13 protein-coding genes are annotated in these 19362 nt (G+C 61.8%); 11 read left to right on the top strand and 2 right to left on the bottom strand.

Annotation, left to right across the window (positions count from 1 at the left end; translation table 11 throughout):
* Positions 1-97: 97 nt before the first annotated feature.
* The 5 genes from KI237_RS25140 to KI237_RS25120 all read left to right on the top strand — a co-directional run bounded on the left by KI237_RS25140 (position 98) and on the right by KI237_RS25120 (position 9175).
* The gene (locus KI237_RS25140) at positions 98-1780 is read left to right on the top strand and encodes a fatty acid--CoA ligase (RefSeq protein WP_212797512.1); all 1683 of its coding nucleotides are present in this window, start codon (positions 98-100) and stop codon (positions 1778-1780) included.
* A 331-nt stretch (positions 1781-2111) separates the two neighbouring features.
* Positions 2112-3968 (top strand): DUF1302 domain-containing protein, encoded by a 1857-nt coding sequence (locus tag KI237_RS25135; protein WP_212797511.1) that lies wholly within the window; start codon positions 2112-2114, stop codon positions 3966-3968.
* 25 nt (positions 3969-3993) lie between these two features.
* Positions 3994-5358: a DUF1329 domain-containing protein gene (locus tag KI237_RS25130; protein ID WP_212797510.1), complete on the top strand. Its 1365-nt coding sequence runs from the start codon at positions 3994-3996 to the stop codon at positions 5356-5358.
* Positions 5359-5743: 385 nt separating this feature from the next.
* Positions 5744-8479 carry a winged helix-turn-helix domain-containing protein gene (locus tag KI237_RS25125; RefSeq protein WP_212797509.1) on the top strand — a complete coding sequence of 912 codons (2736 nt, stop codon included), beginning with the start codon at positions 5744-5746 and terminating at the stop codon, positions 8477-8479.
* A gap of 195 nt (positions 8480-8674) precedes the next feature.
* Positions 8675-9175 carry a methylated-DNA--[protein]-cysteine S-methyltransferase gene (locus KI237_RS25120; RefSeq protein WP_212797508.1) on the top strand — a complete coding sequence of 167 codons (501 nt, stop codon included), beginning with the start codon at positions 8675-8677 and terminating at the stop codon, positions 9173-9175.
* Between the two features lie 135 nt (positions 9176-9310).
* Here KI237_RS25120 and KI237_RS25115 read toward each other — a convergent pair whose 3' ends face one another.
* The gene (locus KI237_RS25115; protein WP_212797507.1) at positions 9311-11215 is read right to left on the bottom strand and encodes an alkaline phosphatase D family protein; all 1905 of its coding nucleotides are present in this window, start codon (positions 11213-11215) and stop codon (positions 9311-9313) included.
* 242 nt (positions 11216-11457) lie between these two features.
* Positions 11458-12453, bottom strand: coding sequence for a TRAP transporter substrate-binding protein (locus KI237_RS25110; protein WP_212797506.1), 996 nt, complete (start codon positions 12451-12453; stop codon positions 11458-11460).
* A 433-nt stretch (positions 12454-12886) separates the two neighbouring features.
* Here KI237_RS25110 and KI237_RS25105 point away from each other — a divergent pair, with 433 nt between their 5' ends.
* From KI237_RS25105 to KI237_RS25080, 6 genes are all read left to right on the top strand, one after another.
* Positions 12887-14041: a mandelate racemase family protein gene (locus tag KI237_RS25105; RefSeq protein ID WP_212797505.1), complete on the top strand. Its 1155-nt coding sequence runs from the start codon at positions 12887-12889 to the stop codon at positions 14039-14041.
* A gap of 72 nt (positions 14042-14113) precedes the next feature.
* Entirely contained in the window at positions 14114-15736 is a 1623-nt protein-coding gene (locus KI237_RS25100; protein ID WP_212797504.1) for an ABC transporter substrate-binding protein, read from the top strand.
* 34 nt (positions 15737-15770) lie between these two features.
* Positions 15771-16808, top strand: coding sequence for an ABC transporter permease (locus KI237_RS25095; RefSeq protein WP_210642934.1), 1038 nt, complete (start codon positions 15771-15773; stop codon positions 16806-16808).
* Entirely contained in the window at positions 16808-17716 is a 909-nt protein-coding gene (locus tag KI237_RS25090; RefSeq protein WP_212797503.1) for an ABC transporter permease, read from the top strand. Before KI237_RS25095 ends, KI237_RS25090 begins: the two co-directional genes overlap by 1 nt.
* A gap of 10 nt (positions 17717-17726) precedes the next feature.
* Positions 17727-18566 (top strand): ABC transporter ATP-binding protein, encoded by an 840-nt coding sequence (locus KI237_RS25085; RefSeq protein ID WP_212797502.1) that lies wholly within the window; start codon positions 17727-17729, stop codon positions 18564-18566.
* A gap of 10 nt (positions 18567-18576) precedes the next feature.
* Positions 18577-19344 (top strand): ABC transporter ATP-binding protein, encoded by a 768-nt coding sequence (locus KI237_RS25080; RefSeq protein ID WP_212797501.1) that lies wholly within the window; start codon positions 18577-18579, stop codon positions 19342-19344.
* Positions 19345-19362: the final 18 nt, after the last annotated feature.

Here is a 19362-nt window from a genome sequence, read left to right as displayed (position 1 = left end):
GCCGATCAAATCATTCCTTTGGCTGATTTGATCGGTGTATAAGCGCTCTAGAGTGCGTACTTCCAGCCAAGACCGTGCAGTCAGAAAAGGGACTCCTATGTTGCAGACTCGCGTTATTCCTCCCGCCGAAGGCGCTTATCAATACCCGCTGCTGATCAAGCGGCTGCTGATGTCCGGCACGCGTTACGAGAAAACCCGCGAGATCATCTACCGTGACCAGTTGCGCTACAGCTATCCGACGCTGATAGAGCGGGTCGCGCGGCTGGCCAACGTGTTGACCGAGGCAGGGGTCAAGGCCGGTGATACCGTGGCGGTGATGGACTGGGACAGCCATCGCTACCTGGAATGCATGTTCGCGATCCCGATGATCGGCGCGGTGATCCACACCATCAATGTGCGCCTGTCACCGGAGCAGATCCTCTACACCATGAACCACGCCGAGGACCGCTTCGTGCTGGTCAACAGCGAGTTCGTCGGCTTGTACCAGGCGATTGCCGGGCACCTGACCACCGTGGACAAGACCCTGCTGTTGACCGACCTGCCGGAAAAAACCGCTGAGCTGCCGAACCTGGTGGGTGAATACGAGCAACTGCTGGCCGCCGCCGCCCCCACCTACGACTTCCAGGATTTCGACGAAAACTCCGTCGCCACCACGTTCTATACCACCGGCACCACGGGCAACCCCAAGGGCGTGTACTTCACCCATCGCCAACTGGTGCTGCACACCATGGGCGTGGCCACCATCATGGGTTCCATCGACAGCGTGCGACTGCTGGGCACCAACGACGTGTACATGCCCATCACGCCGATGTTCCATGTCCACGCCTGGGGTTTGCCGTACGTGGCGACCATGCTCGGGCTCAAGCAGGTTTACCCGGGTCGCTACGATCCCGAATTCCTGGTCCAGCTGTGGCGCAAGGAAAAGGTCACCTTTTCCCATTGCGTGCCGACCATCCTGCAAATGCTCCTCAATGCCAAGGGCGCCCAGGACACCGATTTCGGCGGTTGGAAAATCGTCATCGGTGGCAGCGCCCTGAACCGCAGCCTGTACGAAGCGGCCAAGGCCCGGGGCATCCAGCTCACTGCCGCCTATGGCATGTCGGAAACCGGCCCGCTGGTGTCCTGTGCCCACCTCAACGATGAACTGATGGCCGGCAGCGAAGACGAACGCACCACCTACCGGATCAAGGCCGGCGTGCCGGGCCCGCTGGTGGAAGCGGCGATTGTCGATGCCGAGGGGCGCTTCCTGCCGGCCGACGGCGAGACCCAGGGCGAACTGGTGCTGCGCGCGCCGTGGCTCACCGAGGGCTATTTCAACGAGCCGCACAAGGGCGCCGAGCTCTGGGCCGGCGGCTGGCTGCACACCGGTGACGTCGCCACGCTGGACAACATGGGCTTCATCGACATCCGTGATCGCATCAAGGATGTGATCAAGACCGGTGGCGAATGGATCTCCTCCCTGGACCTGGAAGACCTCATCAGCCGTCACGTGGCGGTACGCGAAGTAGCAGTGGTCGGCATTCCCGATCCGCAATGGGGTGAACGGCCGTTTGCCTTGCTGGTGGTTCGCGAAGGGCATCAGATCGGGGCTCGCGAACTCAAGGAACACCTCAAACCGTTCGTCGAGTTGGGGCACTTGAGCAAGTGGGCGATCCCGAGCCAGATCGCCCTTGTTACTGAAATTCCCAAGACCAGCGTCGGCAAGCTCGACAAGAAGCGCATCCGCGTCGACATCACCGAATGGCAGAGCAACAACAGCACCTTCCTCTCCACGCTTTAGGCCTTTTTGCCGTGCCCGAAAGGGCACGGCAGCCCCACCAAGCAAGCGCTTGCCTTGTCAAACCGAAAATTTCAGCCATCCTTGCCGTGCCGGCATTTGTCGGCCTGGCGAAAGGACTGTTCCAGAGTGGTTGAGGGCTGCAAATCACACTTTAGAGGGATCAAGCCGTACTACCTGCTGGCTATAGTCCGCTCACGGATTCTCAAGAACGGGGCGCACGCACGAAAGGGCGATGCGACCTTGATGGATGTCGGGACGCTGCCGCTCCCAGTCATCGAGGTGTTCTCGAAATGTCCACTGCCATAACAATAATGCACATGGAGTAGCGTCGATGACCTCAGCAACCACGTTCTGGCGCCGGGCAAAATTGCCTCTGGCGGTCAGTCTCGCCTCTTCGCTCGCCGGCCCAGCCTTCGGCGTCAGCTTCAACATCGGTGAAATCGAAGGCCAGTTCGACTCGTCCCTGTCGGTCGGCGCGAGCTGGTCCACGGCCAACGCCAACAAGGACCTGATCGGTGTCAACAATGGCGGCAAGGGTTTGTCGCAGACCTCCGATGACGGCCACTTGAACTTCAAGCGAGGGGAAACCTTCTCGAAGATCTTCAAGGGCATCCATGACCTGGAACTGAAGTACGGCGATACCGGCGTGTTCGTGCGTGGCAAGTACTGGTACGACTTCGAACTCAAGGACGAAAACCGCCTGTACAAGGACATCAGCGACAACAACCGCAAGGAAGGCGCCAAGTCCTCCGGCGGGCAGATCCTCGACGCATTCGTCTACCACAACTACGCCATTGCCGATCAGCCGGGCTCGGTCCGCCTGGGCAAGCAGGTGGTCAGCTGGGGTGAAAGTACCTTCATCCAGGGCGGCATCAACTCCATCAACCCGGTCGACGTGTCCGCGTTCCGTCGCCCCGGTGCCGAGATCAAGGAAGGCCTGATCCCGGTCAACATGTTCTACGTGTCCCAGAGCCTGACCGACAACCTGTCGGCCGAGGCGTTCTACCAGTTGGAGTGGGACCAGACCGTGGTGGATAACTGCGGTACGTTCTTCTCCCAGCCGGATGTGATTGCCGATGGTTGTGACAATAACCTTCGGGTGTTGAACAAGCGTTCAAGCATCCCGCTTCCTGGCGTAGTTCTGCCACTGCTGGAAGGCCAGGGTGTCGATATCAACGAAGAAGGCGTGCTGGTACGTCGTGGTCCGGACCGCGACGCTCGCGATAGCGGCCAGTGGGGCGCATCGTTGAAGTACATGTTTGAACCGCTGGACACCGAGTTCGGTGCTTACTTCATGAACTACCATAGCCGTGCGCCGATTTTCAGCGCCCAGGGTGCTGCGCAGCAGTTTTACACCGCTGGGCCTATCGCGGCACTTCGCCCTCTGATCGTGGCGGGTAACTCCAACTACTTCGTGGAGTACCCGGAAGACATCCGCCTGTATGGCTTGAGCTTCTCCACGACGCTGCCCACCGGTACGGCGTGGAGCGGTGAGCTCAGCTACCGTCCAAATGCACCGGTACAACTGAGCACCACCGACATTCTCTTCGCTGGCGTAACACCGCTTCCCGGGTTTGGCAACGCGTCGGTGCTCCAGGGCACGCCGGGCCAGGACCTGCATGGCTACCGTCGTAAAGAGATCACTCAGTTCCAGACCACATTCACTCACTTCCTGGACCAGGTCATGGGCGCCAGCCGCCTGACCCTGGTGGGCGAAGTCGGGGTGACCCATGTCGGTGGCCTGGAAAGCAGATCCGAGGCCCGCTATGGTCGTGACCCGGTATTCGGGCCGGGCAAGCTACCCAACGGTTTCTGTAACTCGCTCAATACCTCTACTGCGGCGGGGGGCGGCCAGACCATCAACGACGTGAACAGCAACTGCAACAACGACGGCTTCACCACCGCCACTTCCTGGGGCTACCGCGCACGCGCCATCTGGGAATACCCGGACGTCTTCGCCGGCGTGAACCTCAAGCCCAACGTGGCCTGGTCCCATGACGTCAAAGGCTACTCGCCAGGCCCTGGCGGCAACTTCGAGGAAGGCCGCAAGGCCGTCAGCCTCGGGCTGGATGCCGAATACCAGAACACCTACAACGCGAGCCTGGCCTACACCAACTTCTTTGGTGGCGACTTCAGCACCGTGAACGATCGTGACTTCCTGGCGCTCAGCGTCGGCGTGACCTTCTAAGCACCGTATTTCAGGACGACACACTATGAAAATAACAAAGAATTTGTTGCAGGCCGGTGTTTTGGGGCTATCCCTTTTGGCCGCCAGTGTCATGGCGGCAGTGCCCGCGGCCGAGGCCGACAAGCTCGGAAAGAGCCTGACGCCGATGGGCGCCGAGATGGCTGGCAATGCCGACGGCTCGATCTCGGCCTGGAAACCCATGGCCAAGAATGCCGGTTCCGTAGACAGCAAGGGCTTCCTCGCCGATCCATTCCCGACTGAAAAGCCGCTGTTCACCATCACTGCGCAGAACGTCGAGCAGTACAAGGACAAGCTCGCGCCGGGCCAGTACGCGATGTTCAAGCGTTATCCGGACACCTTCAAGATGCCGGTCTATCCGACCCATCGTGGCGCCACCGTGCCGGACGAGGTGTTCGCCTCCATCAAGAAAAACGCGGTCAACACCAAGCTTGTGTCCGGCGGCAACGGCCTGGAGAACTTCGAGAACGCCGTGCCGTTCCCGATCCCGCAGAGCGGCGTGGAAGTGATCTGGAACCACATCACCCGCTATCGCGGCGGCAGCGTGACGCGCCTGGTGACCCAGGCCACGCCGCAGCCCAACGGCTCCTACAGCCTGGTGTACTTCCGCGACCAGTTCGTATTCCGCGACAAGATGAAGGATTTCGATCCGGCCAACCCTGGCAACATCCTGTTTTACTTCAAGCAGCAAGTGACCGCGCCGGCACGCCTGGCCGGTGGTGTGCTGCTGGTCCACGAAACCCTCGACCAGGTGAAGGAACCGCGTTCGGCGTGGGTCTACAACGCCGGCCAGCGCCGCGTGCGCCGTGCACCGCAAGTGTCCTATGACGGCCCGGGTACCGCCGCCGACGGCTTGCGTACCTCCGACAACCTGGACATGTACAACGGCGCACCGGACCGTTACGACTGGAAGCTGGAAGGCAAGAAAGAGCTGTACATTGCCGCCAACAGCTACAAGATCGATTCGCCGCAACTCAAGTACGCCGACATCCTCAAGGCCGGCCACATCAACCAGGATCTGACCCGCTATGAGCTGCGTCGTGTCTGGCATGTGACCGCGACCCTGAAGGAAGGCCAGCGCCACATCTACGCCAAGCGTGACTTCTTCATCGATGAAGACACCTGGCAAGCCGCGGTAATCGACCATTACGACGGCCGTGGCCAACTGTGGCGCGTGGCCGAGGCCCATGCCGAGAACTACTACGACAAGCAAGTGCCGTGGTACGCCCTGGAAACCCTCTACGACCTGCAGTCCGGCCGCTACCTGGCGCTGGGCATGAAGAACGAAGAGAAACAGGCCTATGACTTCGGCTTCACCGCCACCACCGCCGATTTCACCCCGAACGCGCTGCGTCAGGACGGCATCCGCTAAACCGCTTTACCCGAGGCCGCATCCTCGAAACAACGCCCCGACTGGTTCGGGGCGTTGTTTTTGAGCAACACAAATCCCCCATGGCAGCTGTGTAGGAACTGTGTATGAGCTATGTAGGAGCTGTCGAGTGAAACGAGGCTGCGATCTTTCCCCAGACGCTTGAACCCCAAGCGAAAGATCAAAAGATCGCAGGCTTCGCCAGCTCCTACAAGAAACCAGCGCGAGCAAGCTCCCTCGCCACAGTGATCCCTGGCACCGCTTTCAAGTTGAATCGGCTTGTAGTCTTTTTGTAGCCATTTGTAGCACTCCCTTCAATACCTCCTCGTTTACCGCTAGTCTGCGGACATCTGCAACGCCGCCACCCGCATTCCAACAAGAGCCGGCCATGACTGATTTGTCTTCACTTCCGGATTCAGCCCGCGCAGCCATCGCGGTACAGGACGGGCGTTTCTACCGCCCGCCCTTGCCCGACGGCCATGTTCTGCGGCCGCGGTTGTGCGAGCGTTTGAGCGCAGGGCTCGCAGGCAGGTTGCTGTTGGTCAGTGCCCCGGCGGGTTTCGGTAAAAGCTCCCTGGCGGTGGAGTTCTGCCAGAGCCTGCCGGCCCATTGGCAGAGCCTCTGGCTGGGGCTCAGCGCCCGCGACAACGATCCAGGCCGCTTCCTGGAACGGTTGCTCGAAGGGCTCCAGGCCTTTTTTCCGCAACTGGGCGGTCGGGCCCTGGGGCTGCTGAAAATGCGCCAGCGTCATCAACCCTTTGCCTTCGAGGAATGGCTCGACGGCCTGCTGGACGAACTGTCCACGCACTTATCGCCCCATGAGCCCTTGCTGCTGGTGCTCGACGATTACCACCTGGCCCAAAGCCCAGTGCTGGATCGCTGCCTGCAATTTTTCCTCAATCACCTGCCCGACGGGTTGCTGGTCCTTGTCACCAGCCGCCAGCGCCCGGATTGGCATTTGGCGCGCTTGCGCCTGTCGCGGCAACTGCTCGAACTCAATGAACAGGACCTGCGCCTGACCCATGACGAAGCCTTGACCCTGCTTCAGCATCACAGCAGTTCGTTGCGCGGTGAGGCGCTGGAAAATCTTATCCAGCGCAGCGAAGGTTGGGTGGCCGGGTTGCGCTTCTGGTTGCTCGCCGCTTCCGAAGCCGGCCCCGAAGGCCTGCTGCCCCAGGCCTTGCACGGCGGCGAAGGGCTGATTCGCGATTACCTGCTCGAAGAGGTCATCGACTGCCTGCCCGCCGAGGTCCAGGCCTTTCTCTACGACACGGCGCCTCAGGAGCGCTTTTGCAGCGAGCTGTGCGACGCCGTGCGCGAGGGCCATGACAGCGCCGAAATCCTGCGTTACCTGGCGGCCCACCAAGTGTTTCTGGTACCGCTGGACGAGCATGGCCATTGGTACCGATACCACCACCTGTTTTCCGACCTGCTGCGCAGTCGCCCCAGCGCACCGGCCATGGTCCCGGCCGCGACCCTGCACTTGCGAGCCTGCCGCTGGTTCAACGCCCAGGGCCTGATCGACGAAGCGGTGGAACAGGCGCTGCGGGCCGGGCACCTGGACGTGGCGGCGAACCTGGTGCAAAACCTCTCGGAGGAGCAACTGCTGGCCGAGCAGAACGTCGGCATGTTGCTGCGCTGGAAAATGGACTTGCCCGACAGCCTGCTCATCAGTACCCCGCGGCTGATCGTGCTCTACAGCTGGGCGTTGGGGCTGGCCTGCCAGTTGGACGCGGCCGAAGAGCTGGCGGCGCACTTGAGTCGTTTCCTGCCGGCGCCCTCGGCCACTGCGCAAAAATCCATGCTCGCCCAATGGCTGGCCCTGAGCGGGATCGTCGCCCGTGGCCGCGGGGATCGCGAGGCCACCGTGCGGTATTGCAGCGAAGCGCTGGAGAGCCTGCCGCAAAAACGCTACGGCCAGCGCCTGATGTGCCTGTCCACACTGTCGAACCTGGCGATTGCCGACGGCGACCTGTGGCGCGCGCGGAACCTGAACCGTGATTCCCTGGAGCTGGCGCAGCGGGTCGGTAATCCACTGTTCGAGGCCCTGGCCCATTACGATCGTGCCCGGGTCCTGCAGGCGCGGGGAGAGATCCTGCGGGCGCTGGATGAAGTGCACCAGGGCCTGCAACGTTTGCACAAGCTGTCGCCCCAGCGGCTTTATGCGGTGCGGGCGCGCTTGATCATGTACGAAGGTTTTTTGCTGACCTTGCGCATGCAGCCCCAGGCCGGCCTTGCGCGGCTGCAGGCGGGCCTCACCGAAGCCCGCGCCTGCCGCGACATCAGCGTGCTGATCGGCCATTGCGTGATCGCGCGTATCGAAGGCTACGGCGGCGAGTTCGCCCGGGCCTTCGCCGAGCTGGCGGAAGCCGAGCGGCTGATGCACATCTGGGACGTTCCGCCGATCTACTACCTGGCAATGATCACCCTGGTCAAATGCGAACTCTGGTTGGCCCAGGGGCGCACCGACCTGGCCGAAGCCTGGCTGGCGCGGCTGGGCCAGACCTACACGGGCGAACGGGCCGCCGCGCCACCGGAATTCCACCCGCAACTGCCGCTGCATGTCGAGTTGCAACAGGCGGTGCTGGAGTCCATCCGGGGCCAACCGCTACTCGCGCAAGGGCGGCTCGATGCTTTGCTTGAACACGGTCAGCAAAGTGGCCGGCAAATGCTCAGCGTGATGGCGCTCAACCAGAAAGTCGCCTTGCTGCTGAGCATCGGGCGTGAACCCGAAGCCCGTCGTACCCTGGCCCAGGCTTTCGAAGCCGCCAGCGGCGGGGTATTGCAGCCCTTCGAGTGGTTGTTCGGCGAGCACCGTGAATGGTTGCGCGAACAGCTGCTGCAGGTACCGCCCAGTACCCTGCGCGAGCATCTGCTCGAACGCCTGCCCTCGACTGTGGTCCTGCCTGCCGACCCAACGGCGCCGATCGAAACCCTCAGCAGTCGCGAGCGGGCGGTGTTGCAGTTGATCGCCCAAGGGTGCTCGAACCAGGAAATCAGCGAGCAATTGTTTATCTCGCTGCACACCGTCAAGACCCACGCCAGCCACATCAACAGCAAACTCGGCGTCGAGCGCCGCACCCAAGCGGTGGCGCGGGCCAAGGCGTTGGGGTTGTTGGGCTGAGCAAAACTCCCGGGCCGGTGAGCCCCTGTGGCGAGGGAGCTTGCTCCCGCCGGGTTGCGAAGCGACCCTGTAGCCCGGCACCGCGGTGTGTCAGATGATCAGTTGGGGCTGCTTCGCCGCCCAGCGGGAGCAAGCTCCCTCGCCACAAAGGCGTCGTGCCGCAAGCGCGGTCAACCCGTGATAAGGAATTCCCCGATGTTGCCCCTCTACAAAACCATCCCATCCCCCGTGGGCCAACTGATCCTCGTCGCCCGACAGACGCGATTGGCGGCCATCCTCTGGGAAAACGAGCGGCTCAATCGGGTGCGGCTGGGACCTTTGGAGGAGGACACCCAGCATCCGCTCCTCAAGGAAACCGAGCGTCAGTTGCTGGAGTACTTCGCCGGGCAGCGTCGTCATTTCGAGCTGGAGCTGGACTTTGCGGGGACTGATTTCCAGATCCGGGTCTGGCAAGCCCTGTTGACCATCCCCTTCGGAGAAACCCGCAGCTACCGCGACATCGCCCTCCAGATCGGCCAACCGACGGCGGTCCGGGCCGTCGGCGCCGCCAATGGCCGCAACCCCATCTCGATCATTGCCCCGTGCCATCGGGTCATCGGCAGCAGCGGCAGCCTCACTGGCTTCGCTGGTGGCCTGGCGGCTAAACAGTTCCTCCTGGGCCTTGAAGGTCAGCAGTCCCTGCAATTGGTGTTCTGACCTACCACCTGTGGGAGCGAGCTTGCTCGCGATAGCGGTGGATCTGCCAGCATCTGAGTTGACTGACCTGGCCCTATCGCGAGCAAGCTCGCTCCCACAGAGGACACAGGACCACAGGTCACAGCACAGAGGCTATCAGGCTGATGGGGATTCGGGAGGCCGCATCCTCGTCGGTGGCTGGCCATTGGCATTGTGCTGGTAGATCTGTGCGGGCTGGCCCTGTTCATTGAAAAACACTTGGCCGATACCTGCGCTGTTCCACAATCGTTCGCCCGCTTCGGCGTGTTCCGGGGTGTGGGGGACGATGCGCATGCTGCGGCGCTTGGTGAACCAGTTCAGGGGCGAGCGCGGCGAATAGAGCCAGCGGTTCAGGCGGTCGAACCATTCCAGTAACGCAGGGGGAAATTCATTCTTGATGCCGCTGCTGGTGATCTGCCAGATGCGCGGACCGCCCTTGCGGTGTGGGATCAATACTTCGTAAACGAAGGAATAATGCACGTCCCCGGACAGCACCACGTAATTACCAGGCGTACGCGAGTGGCGGAAAATGTTCAGGATCACCTGGGCAGCGCCGCGATGGGCCATCCAGTTTTCGGCATCCACCAGCAGCGGATAACCGCACCAACTGAACACGCGCTGCACCGTCTCGATCAGCTTCACACCGAAGATCGGCGCCGGTGAAACGATGATCGCCGACGGGTGATCCAACAACTCCTGCTGCAACTCGCTCAGGGCTTCCCAATCCAGCAGGCCGGAAGGTTGCTTGAGATTGTTCTCGCTGCGCCAGCGGCGGGTGCGAGTGTCGAGCACCACCAGGGCCGGGGTGCTCGGCAGTACGTAATGCCATTGCTGGAAACCCAGCAGGGTGTCGATCAGTTGGTCCTGGGGTTCGCTGTCGAGGTAACGGTCCCGGGCGCTGTCGCTCAGGGCCAAGGTTTGCGCGAGCACGTCAGCGAAGGCATCCGGGTTGTTGCCCCAACCCTGGCAGAGCATGTAGGCGATCAACGCATTGCCGATGATGCGTTTGGAGAACGGATGGCCGTAGGCCGTTTCCTCCCATTGCGCGGACAGATTCCAGTCATCGGTAATGTCGTGGTCATCGAAAATCATCAGGCACGACAAGTGCGCAAACACCCGCGCCACGCCACCCAGCCCGATCTTGAATGCATCGATGCGTTGCTGTTCCAGGTCGTAGCGCTGGCGCCGTTCCACGGTCAGTTCGGGTGGCTGCACGGCGATCAGGGTCCAGGGCACCGGCGACCACACCAGCAGGTACATCGCCATCACCTCGGCGAAAGTCACCAGGTGATTGTCGGCGCTGCTGCTGGTGAAAATCGGTTTGCGCGCCCCGCCGAAAAATCGCTCGCGCAGGGTTTCGTTACTCTTAAGTGCGGGCAACAAATCGGCACGATGGTAGTAACTGGCCGGGTGCTGATAAAGCTTGGCGCTGTCTTGCACCACGGCACCGTCCAGGCACTCCTCGAACAGCCCCAAACGTTCGATCAACGCATGAATCGCCCGCAACATGGGGCCGGCGACGTCGTCGGCATAGACCTGGTCGCCGCTCATCATCAGCAATGCCGGGCGCTGCTCCGGGGCTTGCGCCAACAGCCGGTCGACGCAGAGCAGGCCGTCGTTGGCCGGGTAGTGGGGTTTGCGGCAAGAGCCGTGGACCAGTTGCTCGATGCGCGAGTGCAGCATGAAGTTGGGGCACTGTGCGCCGTCATACAGCAGATGCGGCGCCCATTCGGCCATGGGGGCCCCGTCTACCAGCACGTCGTAGTCGATTGTCACGTCTTGGGGCAGTGGGCTGTCGAGCCGCACATCGATCAGGTGCACAAACGCCTGCTGTCCCACCGGCACCACGGTGCAGCGCGTCGCATCCAGTGCAAGATCGCCCACGCCGGCTACGCGCAACGTCAACGCCAATGCTTGTGTGCCCACCAGCCACATCACCAGTCGCGTGGGCTCCAGCCGTCGCAACAGAGGGCCGACCAGGACGGGGGGCAGGGCGCAGGTGTCGGGAACGGACGGCAGCATTCGCGGGTAAAAGCTCTGTTCAGGGAGAGGCGGGGATCATAACGCAATGTGCTTTGTCGCAGGGGAGGTAGGTTCCCGCCTTTGTGGCGAGCAAGCGTGCTCCCAAGGTGCCTGTAGGAGCTGTCGAGTGCAACGAGGCTGCGATCTGTCCCCAAACACTTGAGTCTCAAGCGAAAGATCAAAAGATCGCAGCCTTCGGCAGCTCCTACAGGCCCAGCGGGACCGTGTTGAACCTTGTTACATCATTGCGCCTTGTTGGAAGCCTGCGCCGCCTTGATCAAATCCGGCCCGATTTGATTTTCAAACTTGGCCCACACCGGTTTCATCTTGTCACGCCATGCGTTGCGCTCTTGCGGAGTGAGGGTAATGATTTCGGTGGTCTTGGCGTCGAGTACATGCTGCTTGTCCTGCTGGTTGAATCGCTCCGCTTCCTGGTTGGCATAGGCGGTGGACTCGACCACGATCTTGTCCAGTTCGCTGCGGATATCCGGCGGCAGGCCGTTCCAGAAATCCGAGGTGGTGATCAGCATGTAGTCGAGTATGCCGTGGTCGGACTCAGTGACGTATTTCTGCACTTCATTGAGTTTCTGGTTGTAGAAGTTCGAATAGGTGTTTTCCGTGCCGTTGACCAAACCGGTGTGCAAAGCCTGGTACACCACCGAGAAAATCATCGGTTGCGCTTTGGCGCCCACTGCCTGGAACTGTTCCTGCAGCACCGCTGAGGTCTGTATCCGGAACGTCTGGCCGCGGGCATCCTCGGGGGTGCGCAGGGGTTTGTTGGCCGATAGTTGCTTCATGCCGTTGTGCCAATAGGCCAGGCCGGTGATGTTCTTGCTTTCCATGGACTTGAGCAGCTTCTGGCCCTCGGGGCTCTGTTGAAAACGGTCCACCGCGTGGATGTCGTCAAACAGGAACGGCAAGTCGAACAGTTGCACGGTCTTGGTGTATTGCTCGAACTTGGCCAGTGATCGGGCAATGATCTGCACCTCTCCCAGCAGCAAGGCTTCCATCTCCTTGTCGTCGCCATACAGCGTTGAATTTGGATACACCTCGACCCTTACCTTGCCCGGCAGTCGTTCTTCCGCCAGCTTCTTGAACATCAATGCGCCCTGGCCCTTGGGCGTTTGTTCGGCTACCACGTGGGAGAATTTGATGACGATCGGCTCAGCCGCCATGACTGTGCCCCACGCCCCGAAAGCCAGGGTGCAGGCGAGCGCTTTCCACACAGGTTTGAGCATTGCGAAATTCCCTTTGCATTTGTATTTATCGTACGGGCCTCTTCGAAACCCGGCGTACAGCAAACAGCGACAAGTCTAGGGGAAAAACCATCCATTGCCGGGTGGTACGTCGGGGAGATTCAGTCGTCTCCCATTTGATCCCGGATGTTCACTGCTCGCGAGCAAGCGCCCTCCCACAGGTTTCTATCCTCGCTTGGGTTTCCAGCCTTCCAGTCATCGTGGCGCTCCTGTGCAGAGTCGTATCTTTTTTGCCTTGTGGTATGACGACATTTTAAATTTCTCTCAGGAAAAATAACCTTATTTACGTGAAGGATCCCTGCTATCCGTAATTTTTATTGATTTTGTGTGTTGACAGTCCGCGTGAAACGTCAGAATAATCTGTCACGTTGTATGACGACATACAAATAAACAATAACAACAGGGTGCTCCCGCTATGAGAATCACAGGCGTTCACGTCGAAGTCTTTTCCACCCCTTCGCGCCGCGCCCAGGACAGCGCCGGTCACGCCCATCCGGGCGATGAGGTCATGATCAAGATGGCCTTGCTGCGCATCGGCTGCGACGATGGCTCCGAGGGTTACGCCTTTGGTCCGCCTGAGTTGATTCGTCCGCACATCATCGAATCCTTCGTGCGCAAGGTGCTGGTTGGCCGCGATCCGATGGACCGCGAAAGCATCTGGCAAGACCTGGCGCACTGGCAGCGTGGCAGTGCCGGGCAGTTCACCGACCGGGCGTTGGCGCTGGTGGAGCAGGCGTTGTGGGACTTGGCCGGACGCAAGCTCAAGTTGCCGGTGCACAAGTTGATTGGCGGTTATCGCGACAAGGTCCCGGCGTACGGCTCGACGATGTGTGGCGACGATTTGCCGGGTGGGTTGTCGACGCCGGACGAGTACGGTCAGTTCGCCGAGAAGCTGGTCCAGCGCGGCTACAAGGCCATCAAGTTGCACACCTGGATGCCGCCGATTTCCTTCGCGCCCAATCCACAAATGGACATCCAGGCTTGCGCCGCTGTGCGTGAGGCGGTGGGGCCGGACCTCGCATTGATGCTCGACGGCTACCACTGGTACAGCCGCACAGACGCACTGACCATCGGCAAGGCCTTGGAGAAACTGAATTTCGCCTGGTTCGAAGAACCGATGATGGAAGACTCGGCAGAGTCCTATGCCTGGCTCGCGGCCAACCTGGACATTCCGGTGCTGGGCCCGGAAAGCATCGCCGGCAAGTTTCACAGCCGTGCCAGCTGGGTGACACAAAAGTCTTGTGACATCCTGCGCGCCGGGGTGGCCGGGGTCGGTGGTATCGGGCCGTGCCTGAAAGTGGCGCACCTGGCGGAGTCGTTTGGCATGGACTGCGAAGTGCATGGCAATGGTGCGGCTAACCTGGCGGTGGTCGGGGCCATCAGCAATTGCCGCTGGTACGAGCGTGGCCTGCTGCACCCGTTCCTCGACTATGAAGACGTCCCGGCGCACCTCAACAGCATTGTCGACCCGATGGACGCCGACGGTTTTGTGCACCTGTCCGACCGACCGGGGTTGGGCGAGGACATCAACTTCGCGTATATCGAAGCCAATACCTTGTCTCGACATTGATCGCGCACCACGTCCGAGGCGGATAACTGCCCGGACGACCAAGTCTTTATAAATATAAGAAAGGACTGAACCATGAAACTCTGGCCCAAGCGCCTGACCAGGCTGCTGTGTGTCGCCGTGGCCCTGTGCACAGTGCAGGTGCCCGTCAGCCTGGCCCAAGGCGAAACGCCCGCCGACCAATTGGTGGTGGGCATGAGCATGATCAACCTGCTGTCCCTGGACCCCGCTGCGGCGACGGGCCTGGAGGTCGCCGAAGTCAACGCCAACGTCTATGACATGCTCCTGGAGCAGGACGCGGCGCAGCCGGACACGCTGATTCCCGCCCTGGCGAAAACCTGGGAAATCAGCTCCGACCGCATGCGCCTGACCTTCCAATTGCGCGACGACGTGCGTTTTCACTCCGGCGCACCGCTCACTGCCCAAGACGTCGCCTGGTCATTGCAGCGTGTGGTCACCCTCAACCGCGCCCTGGCTTCGACCTGGAAAGCCTACGGTTTCAGCGCCGACAACGTCGTCAAATTGATGCGCGCCGAAGGGCCGCACACCTTTGTCATGGAATTGCCGCGCAGCACCGATCCGATGCTGGTGCTCAACACCCTGGCGACGTCCCCCAGCGCCTTCATCATCGATCGCAGCGTCGCCTTGCAGCATCAGATCGGCGACGACCAAGGCGCGGCGTGGCTGGCGACCCACACGGCGGGTTCCGGTGCGTTCAAGCTCGACATCTGGCGCGCCAACGACGTGATCCTGATGACTCGCAATGACGACTATTGGCGCGGCGCCGCGAAGTTGCGCCGGGTAATCATGCGCAACATGACCGAGTCCCAGGCACTGCGGCTGATGGTCGAGCGCGGCGACCTGGACGTCGCCCGCGGCATGGCCGCCACCGACATCAAGGCGCTGGGCAAGGTCGATGCGGTCCGCATCCAGAGCATCGCCCGCGGCACGCTGTACTACGTAGCGATGAGCATGCAGCAACCGTTGTTCCAGGACATCCGCGTGCGCCAGGCCATCCGCCTTTTGATCGATTACCAGGGCATCAATGATGTGGTGATGCCGCACTACGGCGTGATCAACCAGCGGCCCTTGCAACTGGGGTTGCCAGCACGCCTGGACGACCCGGGCTATCGCCTGGACGTGGCCGAGGCCAAGCGCCTGTTGGCGGCGGCCGGACATGCCGAAGGTTTCAAGGTGAGCATTCGCTCGCTGACCGATCCTCCGTTCATCAACATCGCCACCAGCCTGCAAGCCACCCTGGCCCAGGCAGGCATCGAGGCGACGATCATTACCGGCACCGGCAACCAGATCTATGGGGCGATGCGCGACCGCCAATTCGACATCCTCGTCGGTCGTGGCGGCGGTGGGGCGGAGCGTCATCCGCATTCGAGCCTGCGCGCCCTGGTGTACAACCCGGACAACCGCACCGAAGCCAAGCTGAGCAACTTCCAGGGCTGGCGCACCTCGTTCTTCAACCCACAGCTCAATCAACTGATCGAGCAGGCCGAACGCGAGCGTGACCCCGAGCGCCAGCGCGAAATCTACGCACAGATCCAGACCCTCTACGACCAGCAGGCCGGGGCGATCATGCCGGTCTCACAAATGGTGGACGAAGTGGTGATCCATGCGGATGTGCGCAACTACATCGGCCACACCGCCGCCACCACGCGTCTTCGGGACGTCTACAAGCAGCGCTGAAATCGACGGCCACAGGGCCAAGGCAGGAATGAACATGTCGACTGCATCCTTTTCAATCTGGACCACCCGGGCCGCTTCGGCGACCCGGCGCGGCGGCTCGGTGGCGGTGACGCTGCTGGGGTTGCTGCTGCTGACTTTTTTCATCGGGCGAGTGATGCCCCTGGACCCGGTGCTGGCCATCGTCGGCCCGGACGCCGACGCCTCGGCCTACGCCCAGGTGTACCAGGAGCTGGGCCTGGACAAGCCGTTGTGGACCCAGTTCGCGATCTACTTAGGCGACCTGCTGCACGGTGACTTCGGCATGGCCTTGCTGACCGGCAACCCGGTCATCACAGACATCGCCCGGGTCTTCCCGGCCACCTTGGAACTGGCGACCCTGGCCATTCTGTTCGGTGTGCTGGCGGGCCTGCCGCTGGGTGTCTACGCCGCGACCCACCAAGGCCGCGCCGGGGACCATATCGCGCGGTTGATCACCTTGTTCGGTTATTCCACGCCGATTTTCTGGATCGGCATGATGGCTTTCCTGGTGTTCTACGCCTGGCTGGGGTGGGCCGGTGGCGTCGGGCGCATCGGCCTGGCCTATGACGGGCTGATCCCGAAACACACCGGGCTGTTGTTGATCGACACCGCCTGGTCTGGCGACTGGGAGGCCTTTCGCAGCGCACTGCGGCACATCCTGTTGCCGGCGGTGATCCTCAGCTTCAATTCGGTGGCCTACATCAGCCGCATGACTCGCAGCTTCATGCTTGAGCAACTGTCCCAGGAATACATCATCACCGCCCGGGTCAAGGGTTTGTCCCAGCGGCGGATCGTCTGGGGTCATGCCTTCGGCAACATTCGCGTGCAGCTGTTGACCATCGTCGCGCTGGCCTACGGCGGCTTGCTGGAAGGCGCGGTGCTGATCGAAACCGTGTTCGCCTGGCCAGGTTTCGGCCAGTACCTGACCAGCAGTTTGCTGCTCGGTGACATGAACGCGGTGATGGCCTGCGTGCTGTTGATCGGCCTCATCTTCGTGACGCTGAACCTGATCAGCGACGCGCTGTACAAGATCTTCGACCCGAGGACTCGCTAATGAACCTGCCCCTTGCTTCCAGCGCAGCCGGCAGTGCCGTGCTGCCCGCTTCGAGTTCGGCTGCGTTGGTCGCCAGCACCGCGCGCCTGCTGCGATTTCTGCTGCACAACCCGATGACTTTTGCCGGCCTGGTCGTCGTCGCGACCCTGATGCTGGTCGCGGCTTTCGCCCCCTGGATTGCCGGCCACGATCCGCTGCTGCAGAACCTTGCCGGCGCCTTGCAGGCACCCAGTAGCGCGCACTGGTTCGGCACTGACGAATACGGTCGCGATGTCTTTGCTCGGTTGGTGTATGGCTCGCGCATCACCCTTTACATCGTCTTGCTGGTGACGGTGATCGTCGGCCCCATCGGCCTGCTGGTTGGCACGGTTTCCGGTTACTTCGGTGGCTGGGTCGACAGCCTGTTCATGCGCATCACCGACATCTTCATCTCGTTCCCCAGCCTGGTCCTGGCGTTGGCGTTCATCGCCGCCCTCGGCCCAGGCCTGGAGCACGCGGTGATCGCCATCGCGCTCACCGCCTGGCCGCCGATCGCTCGTCTTGCCCGCGCCGAAACCCTGCCGTTGCGCAACGCCGACTTCGTCGTTGCGGTGCAGCTCCAGGGCGCGTCGAGTGCCCGCATCATCCTGCGGCACATCATTCCGATGTGCCTGTCGTCGGTGATCATCCGCCTGACCATGAACATGGCAAGCATCATCCTCACCGCCGCCGCCCTGGGCTTTCTCGGCCTCGGCGCCCAGGCACCGCTGCCGGAGTGGGGCGCGATGATCTCCACCGGGCGCCGCTACATGCTCGAAAGCTGGTGGCTGGTGGCGGCGCCCGGTGCGGCGATCATGCTGGTCAGCCTGGCCTTCAACCTGTTGGGCGACGGCTTGCGCGACGTCCTCGACCCACGCAGCCAATCCTGAGGAACAGCCCATGACTGAGATAAAACTTGCGGTACAGGATTTGTGCGTGGCGTTTCGCAACGCCGGCAAAACCTCCCTGGCGGTGCGTGATGTGTCGTTCACCCTGGGCCGGGAAAAACTCGCCATTGTCGGCGAATCCGGATCGGGAAAATCCACCGTTGGCCGCAGCCTTTTGCGTCTGCACCCACCGACGGCACAGGTCAGCGCCAAGACCTTGCGTTTTGCCGACATCGACCTGTTGGCCGCCAGTGAAAAGCAGATCCAGGCCATTCGTGGCGCACGCATGTCGATGATCATGCAAGACCCCAAGTACTCGCTGAACCCGGTGGTGCGGGTCGGCGAACAAATCGCCGAGGCCTACCTGGCCCATCACAAGGTGCCCCATCGCGAAGCCCGCGAACGCGCCTTGGACATGCTCGCCAAGGTGCACATTCGCGACCCTCGACGGGTCTATGACCTGTACCCCCACGAGGTCTCGGGCGGTATGGGGCAACGGATCATGATCGCCATGATGGTGATCACCGATCCCCAGGTGATCATCGCCGACGAACCGACTTCGGCGCTGGACGTGTCGGTGCGCCGCCAGGTGCTCAACGTGCTGGAAGAGTTGGTCAGCGAGCGCGACCTGGGGCTGATTTTCATCAGTCACGATTTGAATCTGGTACGGCATTTCTGTGATCGCGTGCTGGTGATGTACGCCGGTCGCGTGGTCGAGTCGATTGCCGCCGCCGACCTGGATCACGCCACCCATCCCTACACCCAAGGCTTGTTGGCCGCATTGCCGAGCCTGGACCACCCGCGCGCCACGCTGCCGGTGCTGCAGCGCGACCCACACTGGTTGAATGCTTGAGGACGCTGACATGAGCATGATTGAAATCGCTGGCCTGAACCTCAGTTTTGGCACCGGCGCGGCACTGAACGCGGTATTGCACGACGTCGATTTAAGCGTGGCCGAAGGCGAGGCATTCGGCCTGGTGGGAGAGTCCGGTTCGGGCAAGACCACCGTGCTGCGCTGCCTGGCCGGGCAGTACCAGCATTGGAACGGGCAACTGCGGGTCGCAGGGCAAGCCGTCACGCGCAACCTGCCGCTGAACCACTACCGCACCGTGCAGATGGTGTTCCAGGACCCGTATGCCTCGTTGCATCCGCGCTACACCGTCGATGCCGCGTTGCAGGAGCCGCTGCGCATCCATGGCATCGATGGGCGTGCCCAGAAAGTCAGCGAGATACTGCGCAAGGTCGGCTTGAACGACAGCTTCCGCTTTCGTTATCCGCACCAGTTGTCCGGTGGCCAACGCCAACGGGTGGCGATTGCCCGGGCGCTGATCCTGCGTCCCCGGGTGCTGTTGCTGGACGAGCCGACCTCGGCGCTGGATGTTTCGGTGCAGGCGGAGATCCTCAATCTGCTGGCCGACTTGCGTCGCCAGGAAGGGCTGACCTACCTGATGGTCACCCATGATCTGGCGGTGGTCGCGCACCTGTGTGATCGGTTGGCAGTGATGCAGCAGGGCAGGGTGGTGGAGACGCTCGACAGTCATCTGCTGGCGAGCGATGGCGCCACCCATGCGTACACCCGGTTGCTGGTGCAAGCCAGCCGCGACATACAGCGTGTACCTATCGCTGTCTGAGTTTTTTAACTAACGAGT

The sequence above is a fragment of the Pseudomonas sp. St316 genome, from assembly GCF_018325905.1.
Lineage (GTDB): Bacteria > Pseudomonadota > Gammaproteobacteria > Pseudomonadales > Pseudomonadaceae > Aquipseudomonas.
Note: the sequence above shows the minus strand (reverse complement) of the source record. Positions and strands in the feature narration are given on the sequence as shown.

What these genes read in the sequence shown, in the direction of transcription:
- KI237_RS25140 (WP_212797512.1), top strand. Translation starts at nt 98, where the DNA reads ATGTTGCAGACTCGCGTTATTCCTCCCGCCGAAGGCGCTTATCAATAC.
- KI237_RS25135 (WP_212797511.1), top strand. Translation starts at nt 2,112, where the DNA reads ATGACCTCAGCAACCACGTTCTGGCGCCGGGCAAAATTGCCTCTGGCG.
- KI237_RS25130 (WP_212797510.1), top strand. Translation starts at nt 3,994, where the DNA reads ATGAAAATAACAAAGAATTTGTTGCAGGCCGGTGTTTTGGGGCTATCC.
- KI237_RS25125 (WP_212797509.1), top strand. Translation starts at nt 5,744, where the DNA reads ATGACTGATTTGTCTTCACTTCCGGATTCAGCCCGCGCAGCCATCGCG.
- KI237_RS25120 (WP_212797508.1), top strand. Translation starts at nt 8,675, where the DNA reads ATGTTGCCCCTCTACAAAACCATCCCATCCCCCGTGGGCCAACTGATC.
- KI237_RS25115 (WP_212797507.1), bottom strand. Translation starts at nt 11,215, where the DNA reads ATGCTGCCGTCCGTTCCCGACACCTGCGCCCTGCCCCCCGTCCTGGTC.
- KI237_RS25110 (WP_212797506.1), bottom strand. Translation starts at nt 12,453, where the DNA reads ATGCTCAAACCTGTGTGGAAAGCGCTCGCCTGCACCCTGGCTTTCGGG.
- KI237_RS25105 (WP_212797505.1), top strand. Translation starts at nt 12,887, where the DNA reads ATGAGAATCACAGGCGTTCACGTCGAAGTCTTTTCCACCCCTTCGCGC.
- KI237_RS25100 (WP_212797504.1), top strand. Translation starts at nt 14,114, where the DNA reads ATGAAACTCTGGCCCAAGCGCCTGACCAGGCTGCTGTGTGTCGCCGTG.
- KI237_RS25095 (WP_210642934.1), top strand. Translation starts at nt 15,771, where the DNA reads ATGTCGACTGCATCCTTTTCAATCTGGACCACCCGGGCCGCTTCGGCG.
- KI237_RS25090 (WP_212797503.1), top strand. Translation starts at nt 16,808, where the DNA reads ATGAACCTGCCCCTTGCTTCCAGCGCAGCCGGCAGTGCCGTGCTGCCC.
- KI237_RS25085 (WP_212797502.1), top strand. Translation starts at nt 17,727, where the DNA reads ATGACTGAGATAAAACTTGCGGTACAGGATTTGTGCGTGGCGTTTCGC.
- KI237_RS25080 (WP_212797501.1), top strand. Translation starts at nt 18,577, where the DNA reads ATGAGCATGATTGAAATCGCTGGCCTGAACCTCAGTTTTGGCACCGGC.